The organism is Ruminococcus turbiniformis (assembly GCF_020687545.1).
In the GTDB taxonomy this organism is placed as follows: domain Bacteria; phylum Bacillota; class Clostridia; order Lachnospirales; family Lachnospiraceae; genus Mediterraneibacter; species Mediterraneibacter turbiniformis.
Map to the genome: position 1 here is coordinate 13,801 of NZ_JAJEQX010000028.1, position 16,396 is coordinate 30,196.

Sequence of the window (16,396 nt, forward strand, 5' to 3'; positions counted from 1 at the left end):
TTCTAAACAACGTTGTTAACAACAATTATAACATGCCTACAAAGAGAACACTAGTTACTTTTTCCAGATTACCTATCTTACTTTTGCTTTATCTACACTCAATCTCCGATCCGTCCAGAAACACCGCCAGCAATGTCCCATCCTCAAACACCTTGATATGGTCCAGTGTTTTCAGCATAAAATCCGTGTCCATTTCCTTCAGCGGCTCTGCATCTTTCGTATATTCCACAAATTTCTCCGCCCGGTATCCGGCCAGAAGGTCTTCTCCCTGCATTTGCTGTTTCCACTGTTCCAGGAAACTCTCACGATTTTCCACCAGCGCATTCCATGTCATAAGGTATGCCTTCACCAGCGTTTCTTCTTCCACATGGCGGTTATCGCATCCCTGAACACCTTTCACCCGGTACCTTTCGCTGCATTGCCACACTTTTCTGTCATATCCGGCACTGCTGCGCCATCCCTTTCTGGAAAAAACTTTATTGCAAGTTCCGCAGACAATCCGTGAGGCAAATGGATTTGTTTCCGGATTTCGGGAATAAGAATGGGTTCCATGCTCCTGTAGGTATTTTTCTCTCCGCTTAAATTCCAACTGGACACATTCCCAAATACGTGGATCTATAATCGCTTCATGATCATCCTCCACATAGTACATCTGGACTTCTCCGGCATTCTTCGCCCGCTTCTTTGTTAAGAAATCCACAGTGTAACTCTTCTGCAGCAGGGCGTCTCCTTTATACTTTTCATTCTGGAGCATGCTGTTCATTGTAGTGGCATGCCACTTGGTACTTCCATCCCAATTTACCATCCCTTCCCGTTCAAAAATCCTCTTGATATAATCCGTAGTCTTTCCATCCAGGAATTCCTGAAACAGCCGGACAACAATCTTTGCCTGTCTGGAATTGACGATCAGTTTTCCTGTTTCATCGCTGTCATATCCCAGGAACCGCTTGGTACTCATCTTATGCTTTCCCGTTTCAAAGCGCCTACGGATACCCCATGTGGAGTTTTCAGAAATCGACCGGCTTTCATCCTGTGCCAGGGAAGAAAGAATTGTAAGCAGGACCTCTCCCTTTGCATCCAGGGTATTGATATTCTCTTTTTCAAAAAGAATCCCGATGCCAAGTTCTTTCAACTCCCGTACATAATTCAGACAGTCCAATGTATTTCTGGTAAACCGGGAGATGGATTTCGTAATGATCATATCAATTTTTCCATCCCTGCAGTCTGTGATCATGCGGTTGAATTCTTCTCTCTTTTTAGTATTCGTTGCGGAAATTCCTTCATCTGCATAGACCCCGGCAAACGTATACAGCGGATTGTCTTTGATGAATTTCGTATAATAATTCACTTGGTTCTCATAGCTTAATAACTGTTCTTCTTGGTCGGTTGACACCCGGCAGTATGCTACCATCCGTATCCTCCGGACGTTCTGGCTGGAATTCTCCTGTGAAATCGAATTCTGCCTTGCTGGTATAACGGTAATGCTTCTTGCCATCCTTCAAAACCTCCTCTACTACCGTTTGTCCCGTGACGTGCAGTCCTGCGAGTTCCGCATCATCAATCCGGATTCCCTTACATGCCTGTTTTCCCTGCTCGATGTAAGTACTGCACAGCCATTGGATCTTTTTCTTATAAACCTGCCTCCGGCGAAGTGTCTTTCCGCAATACGGGCAGATCAGCATTCCACTTAGGGGATACCGGTTCTGAAATTTCCTCGTTCCGTCCTGCCCGATATTTCTGATCTTTTTCCGGTAATCCCGCATCTCCTGCGCCTGCTGCCAGACTTCCGGGGTAACAATCGGTTCATGGTTTTCAGAAATGTAATAGCTTTGTACTTCCCCACGATTTTTCCGTGTAACATTCCGCTTGTCTGGCGGCGTATAATATTTCTGTAAAAGGAAATCCCCTTTATACTTTTCATTGGCAATCATTCCGCCAATAGTCCCGCCTTCCCAGGTTCCCCCTGTCACTGTAGGAACTCCAAGATAATCCAGCAGGCTCGCAATTCTGGTGCTTCCTACGGCCATCAGATAAAGGTCAAAAGACAACCGTACAATTTCTGCCTCTTTGCCATTCACCACCAGATCCCCATATTCGTTTTTGTCATATCCACAAAAACGGGAAGTGGTAATCATCACCTCTCCCCGCTCAAATTTCTTCTTAATGCTCCATTTATTGTTTTCACTCATGCTCCTGCTCTCTTCCTGGGCAAAAGAAGCGAGGACAGCAAGCATCATCTCTCCGTCCCCTGAAAGAGTGTTAATATTCTGTTCTTCAAAAAAAATACCGACACCCAGTTCTTTCAGTTCTCTCGCAACTTTCAGAACGGTGACGGTATTTCGTGCAAACCTTGATATGGACTTTGTTATGATCAGATCGATCTCCCCTGCTCTTGCTCTCTCCAGCATCTTCTGGAACTGCGGCCGGTTTTCACAATAACCGGAGATTCCCTGATCTGCATAGACACCAGCAAACGCATATTCCGGATTCGACCGGATCAGCCTTTCGTAGGTTGCCGTCTGGTTTTCCAGAGATTCCTCCTGCCTTCTGCTGTCAGTGGAAACCCTGGCATAAGCGCAAACTCTTTTTTTCTTTTCCGCCGTAGGAACCGCAGTGATAATCCTTATCCGCATACTTCTTCACTTCCCCCAAAATAAGCCGTAATAAATTTCTGAATCCTTTGAAAAATACGCCCTGCATCTTCCACTTCATCCAAACAGAGGACTTCTACCTGCGCCTTTTCACAGATTTCCATAAACTCCATAAACTGTCCCCAATCCCTGGCGATCATCGCCGCCCGGACAGAAACCACTACATCAATCTGATCTTGTGAAATTTCCTGTTTCAGACGGTTGAACTCCTTCCTGTCCGGATCAGCGCCAGAGGCTTCTTCAAAATAGATTTTCAGTTCCCATTTCTGTTTTCCATAGGCTCTTTCCAACCGTTTTTTTACATCATCCAAAAACTGGGTATAATCATGATCCCTATGATTCATACGGCAGTAAAAAGCCACCCGGTTTACTCTTCCTGCTATTACCATTCTTACAAGTTCTCCTTTCTTTTTTGGTAGTCTATCTATCACTCTGAAGCCCTTAAAAGTCAAGCAGTTTCACCATTTCCACCGTTTTTTGCTGCCACTCTCGCCAAACTTATCCTTTGCAAAAATTTTGCCGGACAGGGGATTGTTTCTCTCCTGCCCGGCATTTTCACTTTCTTTTACACTCGTTTAGCATAATCCAGACTGATCCATCCGGCTCCGGATTTCAGTTTGCCCCAGCCTGCATTGGAACCCTGTCCCGATCTGGTCTCCACAATCGTGAAGGTTCCTTTTCCCGTGTACTTTCCAGTAGTTCCATAGTTGGTTCCCGGACCTTTCCGGATGTTCAGGTCTGTGGCGGATACCTGTACCAGAAAAGAGCCACTGGAAGAACTGCCTCCGGAACCGGAGGACTGCACCGTACAGTAGGATGGATTCTCCAGATAGATCCATCCGGCTCCACTTTTTAAACGACCCCAGCCATTTTTCACTTCCACAATGGTAAAGATCCCTTTTCCTGTCTGTCCCTTTACGCTTCCGCTCATGGACGGAGCAGACCGATAATTCAGATCCGAAATGAGTACCTTTACTGTAAAAGGAACCGCTGGAAAACCGGAAGTTCCAGAGCTGCCGCTGCCAGAAGAAGAACCGCCTCCGGCCGTGCTTCCACCCATGGCAGCCTTCACTGCCTTACGGAATCCGTCCATGGTATATCCCATGCCGAGACCGTTCCAAAGATGCTCCGGATCGCCATGGTTGGACGCAATCCCTCGGCTGTGGCCCTCCCGATGGCTGACGATCACACCGTCTGCGGTCGGATTCAGATTATACTGCTTGCACAGCATGGCGAACAGTTCCACCGCCGCCTCATAGGTGCGTTTTGCCACAGCCCTTGCCGTGGACAAGTCGGAACAGGTAAAGTTTGAGCCTGACGTGTACCGGATACACGCAGGCTCGCACATCTCCACTCCGATATGGGTATTGTTTCCGCTGCCTCTGCTGCCGGAACCGCAGTGCCAGCCCCGGTGGTTCCAGGGAAGGGTTTGGTATACCGTCCCGTCATTTCCATCAATAAACCCATGGACACAGGCGCTGTCATAGGACGGGCTATTCCAGTTATTGATAAACACAGACGCCTTCGGCTGAGGACATCCCACTGAATGGAGCATCAGCCCCTTGACTGTGATCTTTCTTCCTGCCGTATAGCAGGGATTTTTCGTTAAAATACTCTGTACGAACTTCATCTCATTTCTCCTCCGTTTCTGTTTTTTCTGCCCGGTCATGAAGCTGTTCCAGGACAGCCTTGATCTTTTCCGGCACCGGAAGCCCCAGATGTGCCGCATTCTCCATCAGGCTTACGCCCTCATTAGAAATGTAGAAAAAGATCACCGCCGTCCGCAGCACCGATCCAGTGCCAATAACATGGCCATCCAGGATGTTGGCGATTCCTACCAAAAGGAAGATCAGCACCTTCCTGCAGATGCCCCTAAAGCCTACGTTGCTGGACAGCGTCTTATCAGAAATGGCGCACATCACACCGGTCAGATAATCCACCACTACAAAAAGCACCAGGGCGATCAGCAGCCCGTCATTCCCACCAAGGAAATATCCCAGCCATCCGCCTACAGCGGCAAATACCATCTGGACCATGTTCCAAAATTCTTTCATTACAAATACCTCGCTTTCATTCCATAAAAAAAGACGCCCATCTCTGAGCGCCCGCCTGCAGGTTGCTATGTGAAGTGTCTAAGCTGCACAATCTCCATTGTGGAGATTTGTGCGGTTTATGGCACAGAATCAGGTTGCTATTCCTGCCAGGTAGAGTGATAAATACAATCACCAAAAGCCATTGGCAGGAAGGAGGAAAAATGTTTACGCCAAAGGAATTGAAAGCCATTTACCCCGTCTATTTCTCAATCATCGCATTACACGGAAGCGCCGTGACGCTCCAGTCAAACAACACCGGCCACTGCTGGCATATCCTTCTGGAGGAATACCCACGTTTCAGAAGCTGCCGGATCTGTCACACCCATCACAGAGGAACCCCTTACCATGAACACGGACATGGAGCTACGCTTCCCTGCTGTCTCCGGCAGATCCGGTCCCATGACGCCTATTGGCTTGCCAGGGAAAGGGCTCATCGGAAGCGCCCCAGGAAACACTACAAAACAGACGGACAGGAGGTACGCTCATGAACAAGAAACATATCAAAGTCGCATACACCAGCCGCCTTTCCGGTGGTTCCTATACACAGGTCCCGAAAATTCAGATGGAGGGGCGCTGGCTGGAAGAACTTGGCTTTTCCATCGGAAATACCATCGTGGTCGAATATGGGGAAGGTTCCCTGTGTATCCGCCCAATGACCGAAACGGAACTGGCTGAAAAACAGCGCAGGGAGGCCCAGAAGGAGTTGGACAGCAAAGCCGCTGAAATCCGAAGCCTCCAATTCCGGCTGGAAAAAGAAAACCAGGAACTCCAGCGTGTAGCAGAGCCACAGCAGGAATACATTCTCATCTCCAGGGACTCCACAAAGTACCGCCGCTGATCCCCCTTACTCCTCCGTCAGCGTATAGGTAATCTTCATGGTTTTATCCACCGTCTTCACCACCGCTGAGGAAAGGTTATTGATGGATGCCAGGTACGGCGTCAGCAGATAAGCCGTCCGGTACTCATTACCATAGCTGCCGCCCCATCCAAACAGGAAATTCTTGTACTGGAACAGGGGCGTTGCGGCGTTATTGAGCCGGAAACTTCCCTGGGTCTGGATCACTGTGTCCTCCGCCGTAATCTGAAAATCCCCGCCGATGATCAGATCCCCGACCAGCGTCAAATACAGTTCGCAGGAACCGGTCTCGCAAAGGGGCTTCCACTTGGAGGTAAAACCGAAATTGATCAGCGTCACATCTGTGGAATTGGAAAGGCTGATCTTATAGATCCCCTTCTTGTCATAGGCTGGCACATACAGGTACCCGCCCCGGACGCAGCATTTTACCACCCGTTCCGCAAAGGTGCTGTTCTCCCGGTTTCCCACATCCATCAGCTTGGCGTTAGACAGCGTCCACTGCCCCTCGGTAAAGGAATAATCCGTTTTGGAAATCTTGATCCAGAGCATCGCAGCGTCCCCGGAAGAATTTCCCTCATTGGAAAACCCATACCAGTATCCGTCCTGCCCATCCATGAATTCCCCATACTTGGTATAACTTCCCAAAAATTCAAAAGTCTCCGGCGTCAGCACCTCATCATCCAGGACGGTATAAGTGGAATCGTCCAGCTTCTCATTCAGCCCGATGGAAAACACCGGGATCCGCAGCTTCCGGATCCGAACAGCTGCGTTCTCAAAGGTAATGGAATAAAGCAGGCTGTTCTCAAAATCCATCTCCACTGCCTCAAACAGCACCATCTTGTTGGCGTCCGGGATAGCCCCAATATCCACCGCCTTTAACTGCAGAAATGTACTGGCATCCCCCACAAGGCTTCCAAACCCATTCTGTCCGCCAAGGGCGCTGGTCAGCGCCACCGCCGCAATCGTCCCGTTGCCCTGATTGGGCGTAAATTCCCACACAAACTTATAGCCGTTGGAAAGAACCATGCTCTCTGTCAGGTTCAAGCTCCCCCTGGCCAGGTTCGCCGTAGAATTGACATTGTTGGAAGCGTAGGCCACCGGCAGGTTGTCGGAGCTTTCATACAGCAGTTCCTCATCCTCCGCCAGCGCTTCAGAAAAGAGCAGGATGCCGCCGATCATGTTGGGGCAGATGGGAAGAAGATTCCCGTTCCATAGGACCGCATCGTCATACTCCCCGGTTGCCGCGTAAAAAATGCCCATAGGGTTTAACCCCAAAATGTTATTGACGGACTCTGTGATCATGTTTTCCTCCGTGACCGTTTCCACCGCCCCGGTATTCGCGTCCGTCAGTTCGATTGTCATCACGCCTTTTAAAATCATGTCCATTTTCCTCCCATCATTCTGAATCACCAGATACCGGCAGCGTCACCGGCCGGCAGAACGCCCCGATCTTCGGCTTTGCCGTCAGTGTATCCGAATAGCTTTTCTGCACCAGTTCCATCGTTTCCACTGCTATCACATCCGTCACACTCTTCCCCTGCAGGCCGCCGCCCACAGAAAACAACCCCACTGTTTCCTCAATATCAATCCTGCCGTCCCACGCCGCAGCCGCCGCCATGGCCTGGCCGCTAATGGAAGCAATGCAGTCCCCGATTCCCACAGAGCCGGAACCGTCCTCCATCCGTAGGTATACATTGAAGGTATTTGTAATATTCGGCACGATATTTTCAATCGGGTAATACAAAGACAGGATGTGCTTTCCGCTGTGCCAGGTCTCCACCGGATGATGGAGCAGGATCTCCGCATTATTCAGTTCAAAGGTGACATAGCAGACTGCCTTCCCGTCCTCCGTCCAGGTCACCGGCAGGCTTACATCTACGGAAATATCTGTAGTTTCTTCCCCGGCAGCGCCATCCTCAGCATCCCCAGCTTCCGCTTCCATCCCGGACGAGCCGTCCTCCGTTCCAGCATTTCCTGCCGCTCCGCTTCCGGGCGAAGGGAACGGAATCACGACGGTGCCGCTGGCCTGGGTGGATTTCTCCACCGCCTGCGCTTCCACGTCCACCACTACCTGCCCGAAGAACTGGACGTGGTTTTCCTCTTTGGAAGCGAACTCAATGCTGATGATCCGCACATCCGTCTCCCCGATGGAATACTCAGAGGCATTTGCAAAGGTGTGGATGCCGATCTTCCCAGCTTCAATTTGGTTCAGCAGACCGGAAATATTTTTATCATTCTTGGACTTCGCCTGGGAAAGCCTGGGATTCTTTCCCACGCATTTCAGGCTCTGCCTGCCGCCAATCTTGACTGTAAAAGATGTCACGCAGGTGATCTGCTGGGCGTCCGCCTGCCCGCCGGAGAAGGTCAGCACATCCCCCAGATCCAACGCCGGATTCCCGATGGTATCCGAATCAAAGGGCACGTAATTGACTGCAGACAGAGCTGTCAAAATATTCCTGCACAGCTCCGCCCTGGTCTCTTCCAGTCCGAACTGCAGGAGGGGATTGACTCCCAGGTTCATAGTCAGTCCGTCATCTTCTTCCAAAGCGTAATACTCGGAAGTCTGCGTCCGCAGGTTGGTGGAACTGACCGCTGTGTACCGGGTCACAAAATCAGAAAAGCTGCTGGAAAACCGATGCTTCTGCAAAATCTCCATCACCGGCGTCTCCCCGTACTGCCGGAATTCCAGTTTCCCGGCCCGGTTGATGCAGAAGAACCCTCCCAGCACCTGAGCAGTAAAATACAGCACATCCCGGTATGTCTCAATGTCATTTTCCGGGTAAATGGAGAGCAGCTCTGATCCATTCGGGAGCGCCTCAATCTCCGCCTGGGTCTGCGCCAGTTCCACCCCGCAGGCGGTACTGCACAGCGCCATCATCCCGTAAGCGGTACCAATGGTTTCAAAACCATTGAAAGCCCGGTCAAAGCGGAGCATCCGGTCATAAGCCTTCAGTTCCAGCACATGGACTGACCGGTTGGCTTCACTCACTTCAAAGATGCCCATGGGGACAGTCTCATAAGCGCCGCTGGCAAGCCGGAGATGATAGGACAGTTCCACCTCCGCATCCTCCAGCGTATACCGGTCAATATCCAGAAACAGGCTGATCCCCATCTCCGCCGCATACACTGCCCCAAGTTCGATCTCCGAATTACCGCAGCACTGGGCTGTGATATAGCCGCTGCCTTTTACAATATCCTCCTGGTCAAAGGGATACTCCACGCCGCCTGCTGTGGTGATCTTCCCCGTCCAGTAATATTTCCGGGTGTTCCCCTGCACCGCCTGCAGGAACGCCTCGCTTACCGGGTACATCGGACACCCCTCCTTCCGTTTCCAAGCATCAAAAAAGCACCAATCATTTCTGACTGATGCTTTTTGATTAATAAATTGTTCAGAGATAAAATGGTATTTTTCCTTATTTCTAATCATTATACCAATCCTTTAGATAATATATTTAAAGATCTGGCAAATGAAAGTAAAAATCCACATTGCAAACTATGACTTCTCCCTGGAACTACTTCAAATACATATCTTTCATAGGCAAATGTATTTTCACTTTTAATTATATCGTCACAAAAATCAATATACGTATAATTTTTAGAACCATTTATTATCATAGCATTAATTGTTATATCAGATATAATTTTTTTTGAATCATCTGAAAGCTTAATAAACAAATCATTGTATAATCTATGACCACGAGCCATCTTACCATTATCATTTTCATAGAAAAGTTTCAAAATTATTTCACAAGAAAATGATAAATTAACAAAGGCAGGCCATAATTTCCATATATCTTCATTTCTACACTCAGGTGCATTTAACAAAGGAAGTATTGTTGTATACAAATCATGTCCTAATTTGTAATAAGTCTCGGCCAGAACCTTAGCTTGTGAATGACTATAAAATTCAGAATTCTGGGGATGATTGGGAACCATTCCGCCTGCGGGATAAGATGTCATAATATTACTCCTTAATATTAGTGGAAATACAAAATATATTTTATATTCAATTCAACTTTATTGTTAAAGCATACGCTAGGAGAATTTCTTAATTTCGTTTGTATAAGGGGATGTTTGACTTCGATTTATTTTTTTTGAATACATTATAATTCTATCAAAAAAAGGATACCTTGTCAAAATTCTCTCAGCGTAAAACTCACCGTCCACAGCCCTTTCCGAGAAGTATCCTTCACCAAGGCCGCCTTATATCCTTCCACATACATCTCCGCCGTTTTTACCGCCAGCGTCTCCGTATCGAAATATCCTACTGTAATCTTTTCCTGCTGCTTAAACTCCGTCAGGATCTTCAGCCACTTTGCCGATACCAAGAACGTCACCGGGATGCTCACCACGCCTGCGCGCACCACATCCCGCTGCATCGTCCCCGCCTCCGTCTCCCCGCCGGAATCCGCCTCCACATCATCCATCTGCACCTCATAGGAATCCGGCAGGGGGAGAGCAGTCCCGTCAAAGGTCAGATACTGTATAAATGCCATAACTTACCTCCCTCCCGACCGCAAATTCTGTCTTGCCTGTGCCGTCACTACCAGTTCATCCAGAAGCGTCCCGCCTACATACACCGGGATCACAATATTCCCCTGCGGACCGGAAAATCCCGCCAGGGCTTCCGATACTGCGGAAGAGATCCCGGAGATCAGGTCGGACATATTCCCACCGGATAAAGCGCCATCGGTATAGCCATACTCCATCCCATTCACTTTCGGTGAGATCACCATCTCCGAAGCCACATCCCGGACAGCTTTCTCCACCAGGTTCCGGTTCTTCTCAATGCCGCTCGCCAGCCCCTTCATAAAGTCCGGCATCCAGGTTTCATAATCCGCCAGCGGCCCCTCATCCGGAGCCGAGAAATGCAGGAAAGAACGGATCCGGTCAGCCAGACCGGAAACAGTATTGATCACACTCTGGATCATGCTGGAAATCCCGTTGATCAGCCCCTGGATGAAATCTTTTCCCCACTGGAATGCCTGCCCCGGCAGTCCGGTGATAAACCGGATGGCGGAAGAAAATCCATTGGAAACCACGGAATACAGCCCGGAAAGGGCAGAGCCGATCCCGGAAACCATCCGCTGGAAGGCGGATACTGCCGCTTCACGCAGCGTGGATGCGATATTCACCACCGTGGTCTTAATGCTATTCCAGACAGAAGACGCTGTCTGCTTCATGGCGGACCAGATCTGAGAGGCGAACTGGGACAGAGCCGAAAGCACCGTCTCCACGCCCTGCTTCAGTCCTGAAGCAGCAGAAGTCACCACCTGCCGGATTCCTGACCAGATCTGGGAGGCGGCATTTCTGATATTATTCCAGATATTGACCGCATCAGACGCAAGCTGTGAGAAATTCCCTGTCACCAGGTCGATCAGCAGAAGTACCGGTGCAAGAATCACATTTTTTAGCAGCTTCCAGGCACCGGCGGCAATGTCGCAGATCCCTGACCAGATCCCTTGCAGGGTATTTTTCGCGTTTTCCCACAAAGAGGTAACCGTATCCACTATCAACTGGACAACCGGGTTTTGCAAAATCGTATTCCAGGTATCTGAAAAAAAGGAGGATACCTGTGACCACAAGCCGCTCCACCAGTCCGGGATGGCAGAAAAAAAGCTGATGAAGGTCTGGAACGCTGCCGGGATGGTCTCCGTAAAAAAGACCACCAGCCCGTTCCATAATTCCATCAGTTTTTGGGATACTGTTTGCCACAGGTTCCCGAACCATTCCGTAATCGCTCCCCAGTTTTTGACGATAGCGATGATCCCGGCAATGGCCGCCGCCACTCCGGCAATAATGCCGATCACGGGAAGCAGGGAGATGTTCAGCGCCCCGAAGGACACCGCCAAAGCCGCGATTACTGGCGTCAATGCAGTAAACGCCACCAGCAAAGCCCCAAGGATTACCACAAAATTCTGCGCAGGTTCCGGCAGCATGCCGAATACCTCGCTCACTGCCGTAATAATGGCCACCAATGGCGGCAGCACCACGTTGGCCAGCTCCACAATCTTTTCTCCCAGAGGCACCAGCGCCTGCTGCAGCTTTCTTGTATTAGCTTCCATCTCCTGCATGGGCGTCTGTGTCTGGCTGAACAGATTTTCTGCGGATCCGGCTACGTTATCATAAGTCTCTCCCACAGAGGTCAGGGAAGTAATAAATTTCAGGTTTCCATCCTCCGCCATAGTTCCAAATGCCTTGGCCGCCATGTTCAGGGCTTCCTGCTGGCTGGTGCAGTTTCCGATATCTGCCACAATGGAATCGATTACCTGCTTCTGGGTGGCCTCCCCGTTCTGCCATGCAAGGAATAAAGATTGGGTCTTCTGGGAATACAGGTCAATGGAATCCCCGATGGTTCCATCCGCCAGACGGGTGGTCACCTCATTGATCGCGTCATTAACCTTGTCCAGGTTGTAAGCACCGCCCTGCAGGCCATTCTGCAGAAGCTGGAAATACTCGGAAGCCGAATACCCTGCCTGCTCAAATTTCCCGGCATATTCAGACAAGTTATCCCCCAGTTCATTGGTCTTATCCAGGCCGTTCTGGGTACCCCGGACAATATAATCCATGGCCTCCTGGGCGGTCAGGCCATACTGCTTCATCAGGGAATTGACACCCCGGAGGGTCTCATTCATGTCAATCCCGTACAGTTCTTCTAAAGTCAGCGCTTGTTTCGTCAGGTTTGTCAGGTCGGTATCTCCCAGATCACCCAGGTTCTTCTTGACCATAATGACCGCTTCCGCCACCGCATCCATGCTCTGGCCTACACCGGAGCCGTATACGTTTTTCACAATTTCAGCGCTAGCTTCCGCCGCCTCTCCGGTCTCCCCAAAGTAAGCGTTCACCTTAGAGACAGCAGTCTCTGTCTCCGCATAAGCGGATACCGCCTTATCGCCCACATCCTGGATCTTATCCCCGACCACAGACAGCTGGTCAGCAGCCTCCATCAGGGCCGCACCCTTGGTGGCCTGGGCAATCTCCCCGATGTCATCCGCAGCGCCCTGGGCTGCGTCCCCCACATCCTTCAGATCGTTAATCAGGTTTCGGACAGCCTGCCCGTCATCTACCGTATCCAGGGCGTCTGTCAGCTGCTTAATGTCTGCCTTCCCGCCAGTGACCGCCTTCCCGATCTTCTCCACAGCTGTTTTCAGCTGATCGGAAGAAGCTGTCCCGTTCCGGATTGCTGTCAACAGGCGGCTCCCCAGCACATCGGCATAATCTTCCACACTGGAACCCGTAGCCGCAAACAGCTTATTCAACCGCTCCGTATTAGAAGCCAGCCGCTCCTGCTCCGACTGCAAACCAGACAGATCCGCCTTATATCGGTTCAGCGCACCTCTAGTTTCCTCCACCTCCCGCTGGAAAGCCATGTACTGGTCTTTCCCCAGATCACCACGTTCAAAGGCTTTCGTCACATCTTCCTGGGCCTGTTCTAGGGCTTCCAGCTTCTTTTCCGTATCCCCGATGGCCGACTGCAGAAGTTCCTGCTTCTGCGCCAAAAGGATAGTATTGGACGGATCCAGTTTCAGAAGATTATTCACATCCCGAAGCTGGCTCTGGGTCTTCTTTATGGAATTGTTCACTGCACTCAGCGACTTTTCCAGTCCGCTGGTATCGCCGCCGATCTCCACTGTAATACCCTTGATCCGGCTTGCCATGTGTCATCCACCTCCTGAAAATGAATATAGAAAATACCCGGATCACTCCGGGCGGAATCTTTGCATATTTTCTTTTGTCTTCGAATACAATAATCAAAGGACAAAGCCGCCGGATTTGCTAAAAGCCATTGACTTTTGAGTGGATCCGTGCTAGACTCTGTCTTAGTGATCAGGTTTCAGATACTCGTGAGGACTGAGACCGGGGGAGGACCTGCGGGCCCTCCTTTTTTTATTCTGATAACAGGAAGAGGGGAAATCTTTGTCAAAACCGTTTCTTACATACGACCAGCAGCTTGATAAACTGCAGAACGAAAAAAAACTTCAAATTCATGACCGGGCAGCTGCAAAAGAAATCCTAAAAAATATCGGATATTTTTCCTTGATCGGAGGATACAAAACACCGTTCATCAATCCCATGACCCGTATTTACCAGAACAATACTTCTTTTGAGGATATCTATGCCCTGTACCAGTTTGATCTTTCCCTGCGTGAACTTGTTTTCAAATATTTGTGTGAAATAGAATGTAAAATCCGGCAGCTTGTTTCCTACCATTTTTGCAGTCTCCATGGCGAACAGCAGACCGCATACCTCACTCCTGGGAATTATAATCATACAAAAAAGAATGCTGCTGATATCACCCGCCTGGTCCAGATCTTATCCTACCAGGCAAATAAAAATACGGAACATAATTATGTTGTCCACCAACGGAAGGTTTACCATAACGTTCCTCTATGGGTGCTGACCAACACCCTGACTTACGGACAGATTTCCAGGTTTTACGCCTTGCTCCCCTTCCAACTGCAAAGCGGTATCAGCAAAGATTTTCCAGGCGTAAATGAAAAGAACCTGGAACGTTACCTGAAAATCCTTACCCTGTTCCGGAACGTATGCGCACATAACGAGCGGCTTTATTCTTTCCGGACCCAGATTGATTTTCCAGATACAATTCTTCATCAGAAACTGAATATACCAAAAAAAGGGAATCAGTATCTTTCCGGAAAACGGGATCTGTTCGGTCTGGTCATCGCTTTCCGTTACCTGCTCCCCAAACAGGACTTTCTGGAATTTAAACACGCATTAATCAGTATTATCAATAAGTACATAAAAAACAGCGGGCAGATCAGCGAATCTTCCCTTTTGGATATAATGGGATTCCCTGCAAACTGGAAAGATATTACCCGCTACCGCATTTAAAACGGCCTCACGATCCAGTAAAAGCACTCAAAACCTGTCAAAATCCTCCTGCGTGGCAACCACCGCATATTTATGCTCATCGTTCCGGCTTTCTACATACATATCATTCACCATCCCGATAGTCAGAAGATCCAGATCCCTGATGGACAGTCCCAGCTGCACGCACCGCAGGAGGAACAGAGGCGTTGTCATTTCCCGGTCAGTCGGGCGAAGTTTTTTTTAGCCTGCACATCCGTCTGGGTGTTCAGCCCCCACAGTTCAATGATCTGGGGCAGTACCTGATAGATGGAAAAGGTGTTGAACCCATCCAGCCATTCCTCCGGTGTATCCGGGATGGACGGGTCGGCGTGCTTCGCCATCACATAGGCAATGTTCTCAAACATTTCCAAAGAGAACAGATCCAGGTTGGAATTCTCCGGGTCATTCTTATCGATCCCTTTTTCCAGATCCCGCAGGTCTTTATAAATATCCCGGTGGAACCGCATCCGGTAGATCCGAGGGATAGCGGCAGAGGCCTTAAAAGGGACCTCTTGCCCGTCAATCGTGATATTCTGTTTCATGCTCATAAGGTCTGCCCTCCTGTCTCATCATCTGTCCCCTGCTGGCCGGACTGCTGCGTCCCGGAGGTATCCGGCGTCACCTCCGGCAGATACACCGCTGTATACCAACCCGTATAAACCGTATCCGTGGTGCTGTCCCCGGTACGGGCCTTCACGTACCCATTAGCCAGAGGCGCTGCCGTGATAGCCAGCGTTTCCGTCTGTACCTCAATCTCCTCCTCATTGGTTGTGGACTCGATGTTTGGCCTGGCCGCCGAACAGTTATACAGCACATGGCGGATCTTCTTCACATCCCCGTCAAACTCAAAGAGCAGGGCAAAGTTCGCCGTCTCCACATTGGCGCTCTCCACCAGCACACTGTTGTCATCCAGGGATTCTTTCAGCACATCTGTCCGGAAACTCTCCGGCACCATGGCCAGTTCCAGATCCCCCTCATAACCCATGTTATTGGAGATCGTATAATAGGCATACCCATCCGCATAAAAGTTGGACGGCTCGCCGTTTGGCTCCAGGGACAGGGATACTGCGCCCGGCATAGCCACCGGCGTCCCAAAGGTCACCTCTCCGTCATCGTCCACCGTAATCAGTGCGTAATGCACGTTGCAAATATTAAATTTGACTTTATTTTTCTTCGTAGACATTTCCAGCCTCCTTCATTTCATTCCCGGTTTTCCCAGCACTATCTCCCTCTGTCGGCATTTCAAAAGCGTACAGAACTTCATACAGCTTCTCGCTGTCAATCCAGGTTTCCGACTTGTTATAAAAAATCCCCGCTGCGTCCAGAACATCTTCCACGTTCTGCTCCGCTTCAGGGTCTTTAAAATCCGTATATAGTTCCAGCCGGACTTCCGTAAACTTGTGATATACCTTCCCGTCTGCGGAAAAGTTATCGCTCCCCGGAAGCAGATAACAGAGGAAAGGCGGATCCGGCGCTTCCCCTTCTGCAAAGTGATCATAAGCATAAGGAACTCCTATATTGTTTAAAATTGATAGCAACCTATCCATCCCTAAGACTCCTTTCAATCTCTTCCTCCAACTGCTGGATTCCCTTTTCTTCTGCCGGAGCAATATGGCTCTTTCCAGCGACCCGGCCTCCATTTCGTTTGGCATGGCCAAATTCCAGCAAATGGGCCAGGTAGTAACGATTCCGGGAATACACCGTCATCGTTATACTGTTGGAAGTCTCTTTCGATTTCTTCACCGCCCAGCTTTTCGCATAATCCCCGGTATCCTTCGGGGCATTGGCACGAATCTCTTTCTTTACTGTCTCCCCGGCGTCTTTTACTGCCTGTTTCACATTATCTGCAGCCAGATCCGCATATTCCTCCAAAGTCTCCATAATAGCGTCTGCCAGCTCCACGATCTGTACATTTTGTCCCATGT

General features: G+C 49.7%; 18 protein-coding genes. 3 read left to right on the forward strand and 15 right to left on the reverse strand.

Features of this window, described 5'->3' with window-relative positions; all coding sequences use genetic code 11:
- Positions 1 to 88: 88 nt before the first annotated feature.
- The 5 genes from LKD70_RS13775 to LKD70_RS13795 all read right to left on the reverse strand — a co-directional run bounded on the left by LKD70_RS13775 (position 89) and on the right by LKD70_RS13795 (position 4,705).
- A complete protein-coding gene (locus tag LKD70_RS13775; RefSeq protein ID WP_227708525.1) occupies positions 89 to 1,411 on the reverse strand; it encodes a recombinase family protein in 1,323 nt (440 codons plus the stop codon).
- Positions 1,356 to 2,633, reverse strand: a complete 1,278-nt coding sequence (locus tag LKD70_RS13780; protein ID WP_227708526.1) for a recombinase family protein — start codon at positions 2,631 to 2,633, stop codon at positions 1,356 to 1,358. Before LKD70_RS13780 ends, LKD70_RS13775 begins: the two co-directional genes overlap by 56 nt.
- Entirely contained in the window at positions 2,624 to 3,040 is a 417-nt protein-coding gene (locus tag LKD70_RS13785) for a recombinase family protein (protein WP_227708527.1), read from the reverse strand. The genes LKD70_RS13780 and LKD70_RS13785 overlap by 10 nt, the downstream gene beginning before the upstream one ends.
- Positions 3,041 to 3,216: 176 nt before the next feature.
- A complete protein-coding gene (locus LKD70_RS18825; protein ID WP_407690975.1) occupies positions 3,217 to 4,281 on the reverse strand; it encodes an N-acetylmuramoyl-L-alanine amidase in 1,065 nt (354 codons plus the stop codon).
- Between the two features lies 1 nt (position 4,282).
- Positions 4,283 to 4,705 carry a phage holin family protein gene (locus tag LKD70_RS13795; protein WP_227708528.1) on the reverse strand — a complete coding sequence of 141 codons (423 nt, stop codon included), beginning with the start codon at positions 4,703 to 4,705 and terminating at the stop codon, positions 4,283 to 4,285.
- Positions 4,706 to 4,905: 200 nt separating this feature from the next.
- Here LKD70_RS13795 and LKD70_RS13800 point away from each other — a divergent pair, with 200 nt between their 5' ends.
- Complete coding sequence (locus LKD70_RS13800; protein ID WP_227708529.1) at positions 4,906 to 5,232, forward strand: hypothetical protein; 327 nt, start codon at positions 4,906 to 4,908, stop codon at positions 5,230 to 5,232.
- On the forward strand, positions 5,229 to 5,582 hold the full coding sequence (locus LKD70_RS13805; RefSeq protein WP_227708530.1) for a SymE family type I addiction module toxin: 354 nt from the start codon (positions 5,229 to 5,231) through the stop codon (positions 5,580 to 5,582). Before LKD70_RS13800 ends, LKD70_RS13805 begins: the two co-directional genes overlap by 4 nt.
- A gap of 6 nt (positions 5,583 to 5,588) precedes the next feature.
- Here LKD70_RS13805 and LKD70_RS13810 read toward each other — a convergent pair whose 3' ends face one another.
- The 5 genes from LKD70_RS13810 to LKD70_RS13830 form a co-directional block, all read right to left on the reverse strand.
- A complete protein-coding gene (locus tag LKD70_RS13810) occupies positions 5,589 to 6,980 on the reverse strand; it encodes a hypothetical protein (protein ID WP_227708531.1) in 1,392 nt (463 codons plus the stop codon).
- A gap of 16 nt (positions 6,981 to 6,996) precedes the next feature.
- Entirely contained in the window at positions 6,997 to 8,910 is a 1,914-nt protein-coding gene (locus LKD70_RS13815) for a hypothetical protein (RefSeq protein ID WP_227708532.1), read from the reverse strand.
- Between the two features lie 116 nt (positions 8,911 to 9,026).
- Positions 9,027 to 9,560 carry a hypothetical protein gene (locus tag LKD70_RS13820; protein ID WP_227708533.1) on the reverse strand — a complete coding sequence of 178 codons (534 nt, stop codon included), beginning with the start codon at positions 9,558 to 9,560 and terminating at the stop codon, positions 9,027 to 9,029.
- 173 nt (positions 9,561 to 9,733) lie between these two features.
- Positions 9,734 to 10,096: a DUF6711 family protein gene (locus tag LKD70_RS13825; RefSeq protein WP_227708534.1), complete on the reverse strand. Its 363-nt coding sequence runs from the start codon at positions 10,094 to 10,096 to the stop codon at positions 9,734 to 9,736.
- Positions 10,097 to 10,099: 3 nt separating this feature from the next.
- The gene (locus LKD70_RS13830) at positions 10,100 to 13,258 is read right to left on the reverse strand and encodes a phage tail tape measure protein (RefSeq protein ID WP_227708535.1); all 3,159 of its coding nucleotides are present in this window, start codon (positions 13,256 to 13,258) and stop codon (positions 10,100 to 10,102) included.
- A 259-nt stretch (positions 13,259 to 13,517) separates the two neighbouring features.
- Between LKD70_RS13830 and LKD70_RS13835 the strand changes: the two genes are divergently transcribed.
- Positions 13,518 to 14,453, forward strand: coding sequence for an Abi family protein (locus tag LKD70_RS13835; protein ID WP_227708536.1), 936 nt, complete (start codon positions 13,518 to 13,520; stop codon positions 14,451 to 14,453).
- A 27-nt stretch (positions 14,454 to 14,480) separates the two neighbouring features.
- Here the strand turns inward: LKD70_RS13835 and LKD70_RS13840 are convergent, their stop codons facing one another.
- The 5 genes from LKD70_RS13840 to LKD70_RS13860 are packed head-to-tail and all read right to left on the reverse strand — an operon-like array spanning position 14,481 to position 16,394.
- Positions 14,481 to 14,645, reverse strand: coding sequence for a hypothetical protein (locus LKD70_RS13840; protein ID WP_166430228.1), 165 nt, complete (start codon positions 14,643 to 14,645; stop codon positions 14,481 to 14,483).
- Positions 14,642 to 15,019: a hypothetical protein gene (locus tag LKD70_RS13845; RefSeq protein ID WP_227708537.1), complete on the reverse strand. Its 378-nt coding sequence runs from the start codon at positions 15,017 to 15,019 to the stop codon at positions 14,642 to 14,644. Before LKD70_RS13845 ends, LKD70_RS13840 begins: the two co-directional genes overlap by 4 nt.
- Positions 15,016 to 15,654, reverse strand: a complete 639-nt coding sequence (locus LKD70_RS13850) for a major tail protein (protein WP_227708538.1) — start codon at positions 15,652 to 15,654, stop codon at positions 15,016 to 15,018. The genes LKD70_RS13845 and LKD70_RS13850 overlap by 4 nt, the downstream gene beginning before the upstream one ends.
- A complete protein-coding gene (locus tag LKD70_RS13855; protein ID WP_227708539.1) occupies positions 15,635 to 16,018 on the reverse strand; it encodes a hypothetical protein in 384 nt (127 codons plus the stop codon). Before LKD70_RS13855 ends, LKD70_RS13850 begins: the two co-directional genes overlap by 20 nt.
- On the reverse strand, positions 16,011 to 16,394 hold the full coding sequence (locus LKD70_RS13860; protein WP_227708540.1) for an HK97 gp10 family phage protein: 384 nt from the start codon (positions 16,392 to 16,394) through the stop codon (positions 16,011 to 16,013). The genes LKD70_RS13855 and LKD70_RS13860 overlap by 8 nt, the downstream gene beginning before the upstream one ends.
- Positions 16,395 to 16,396 lie beyond the last annotated feature (2 nt).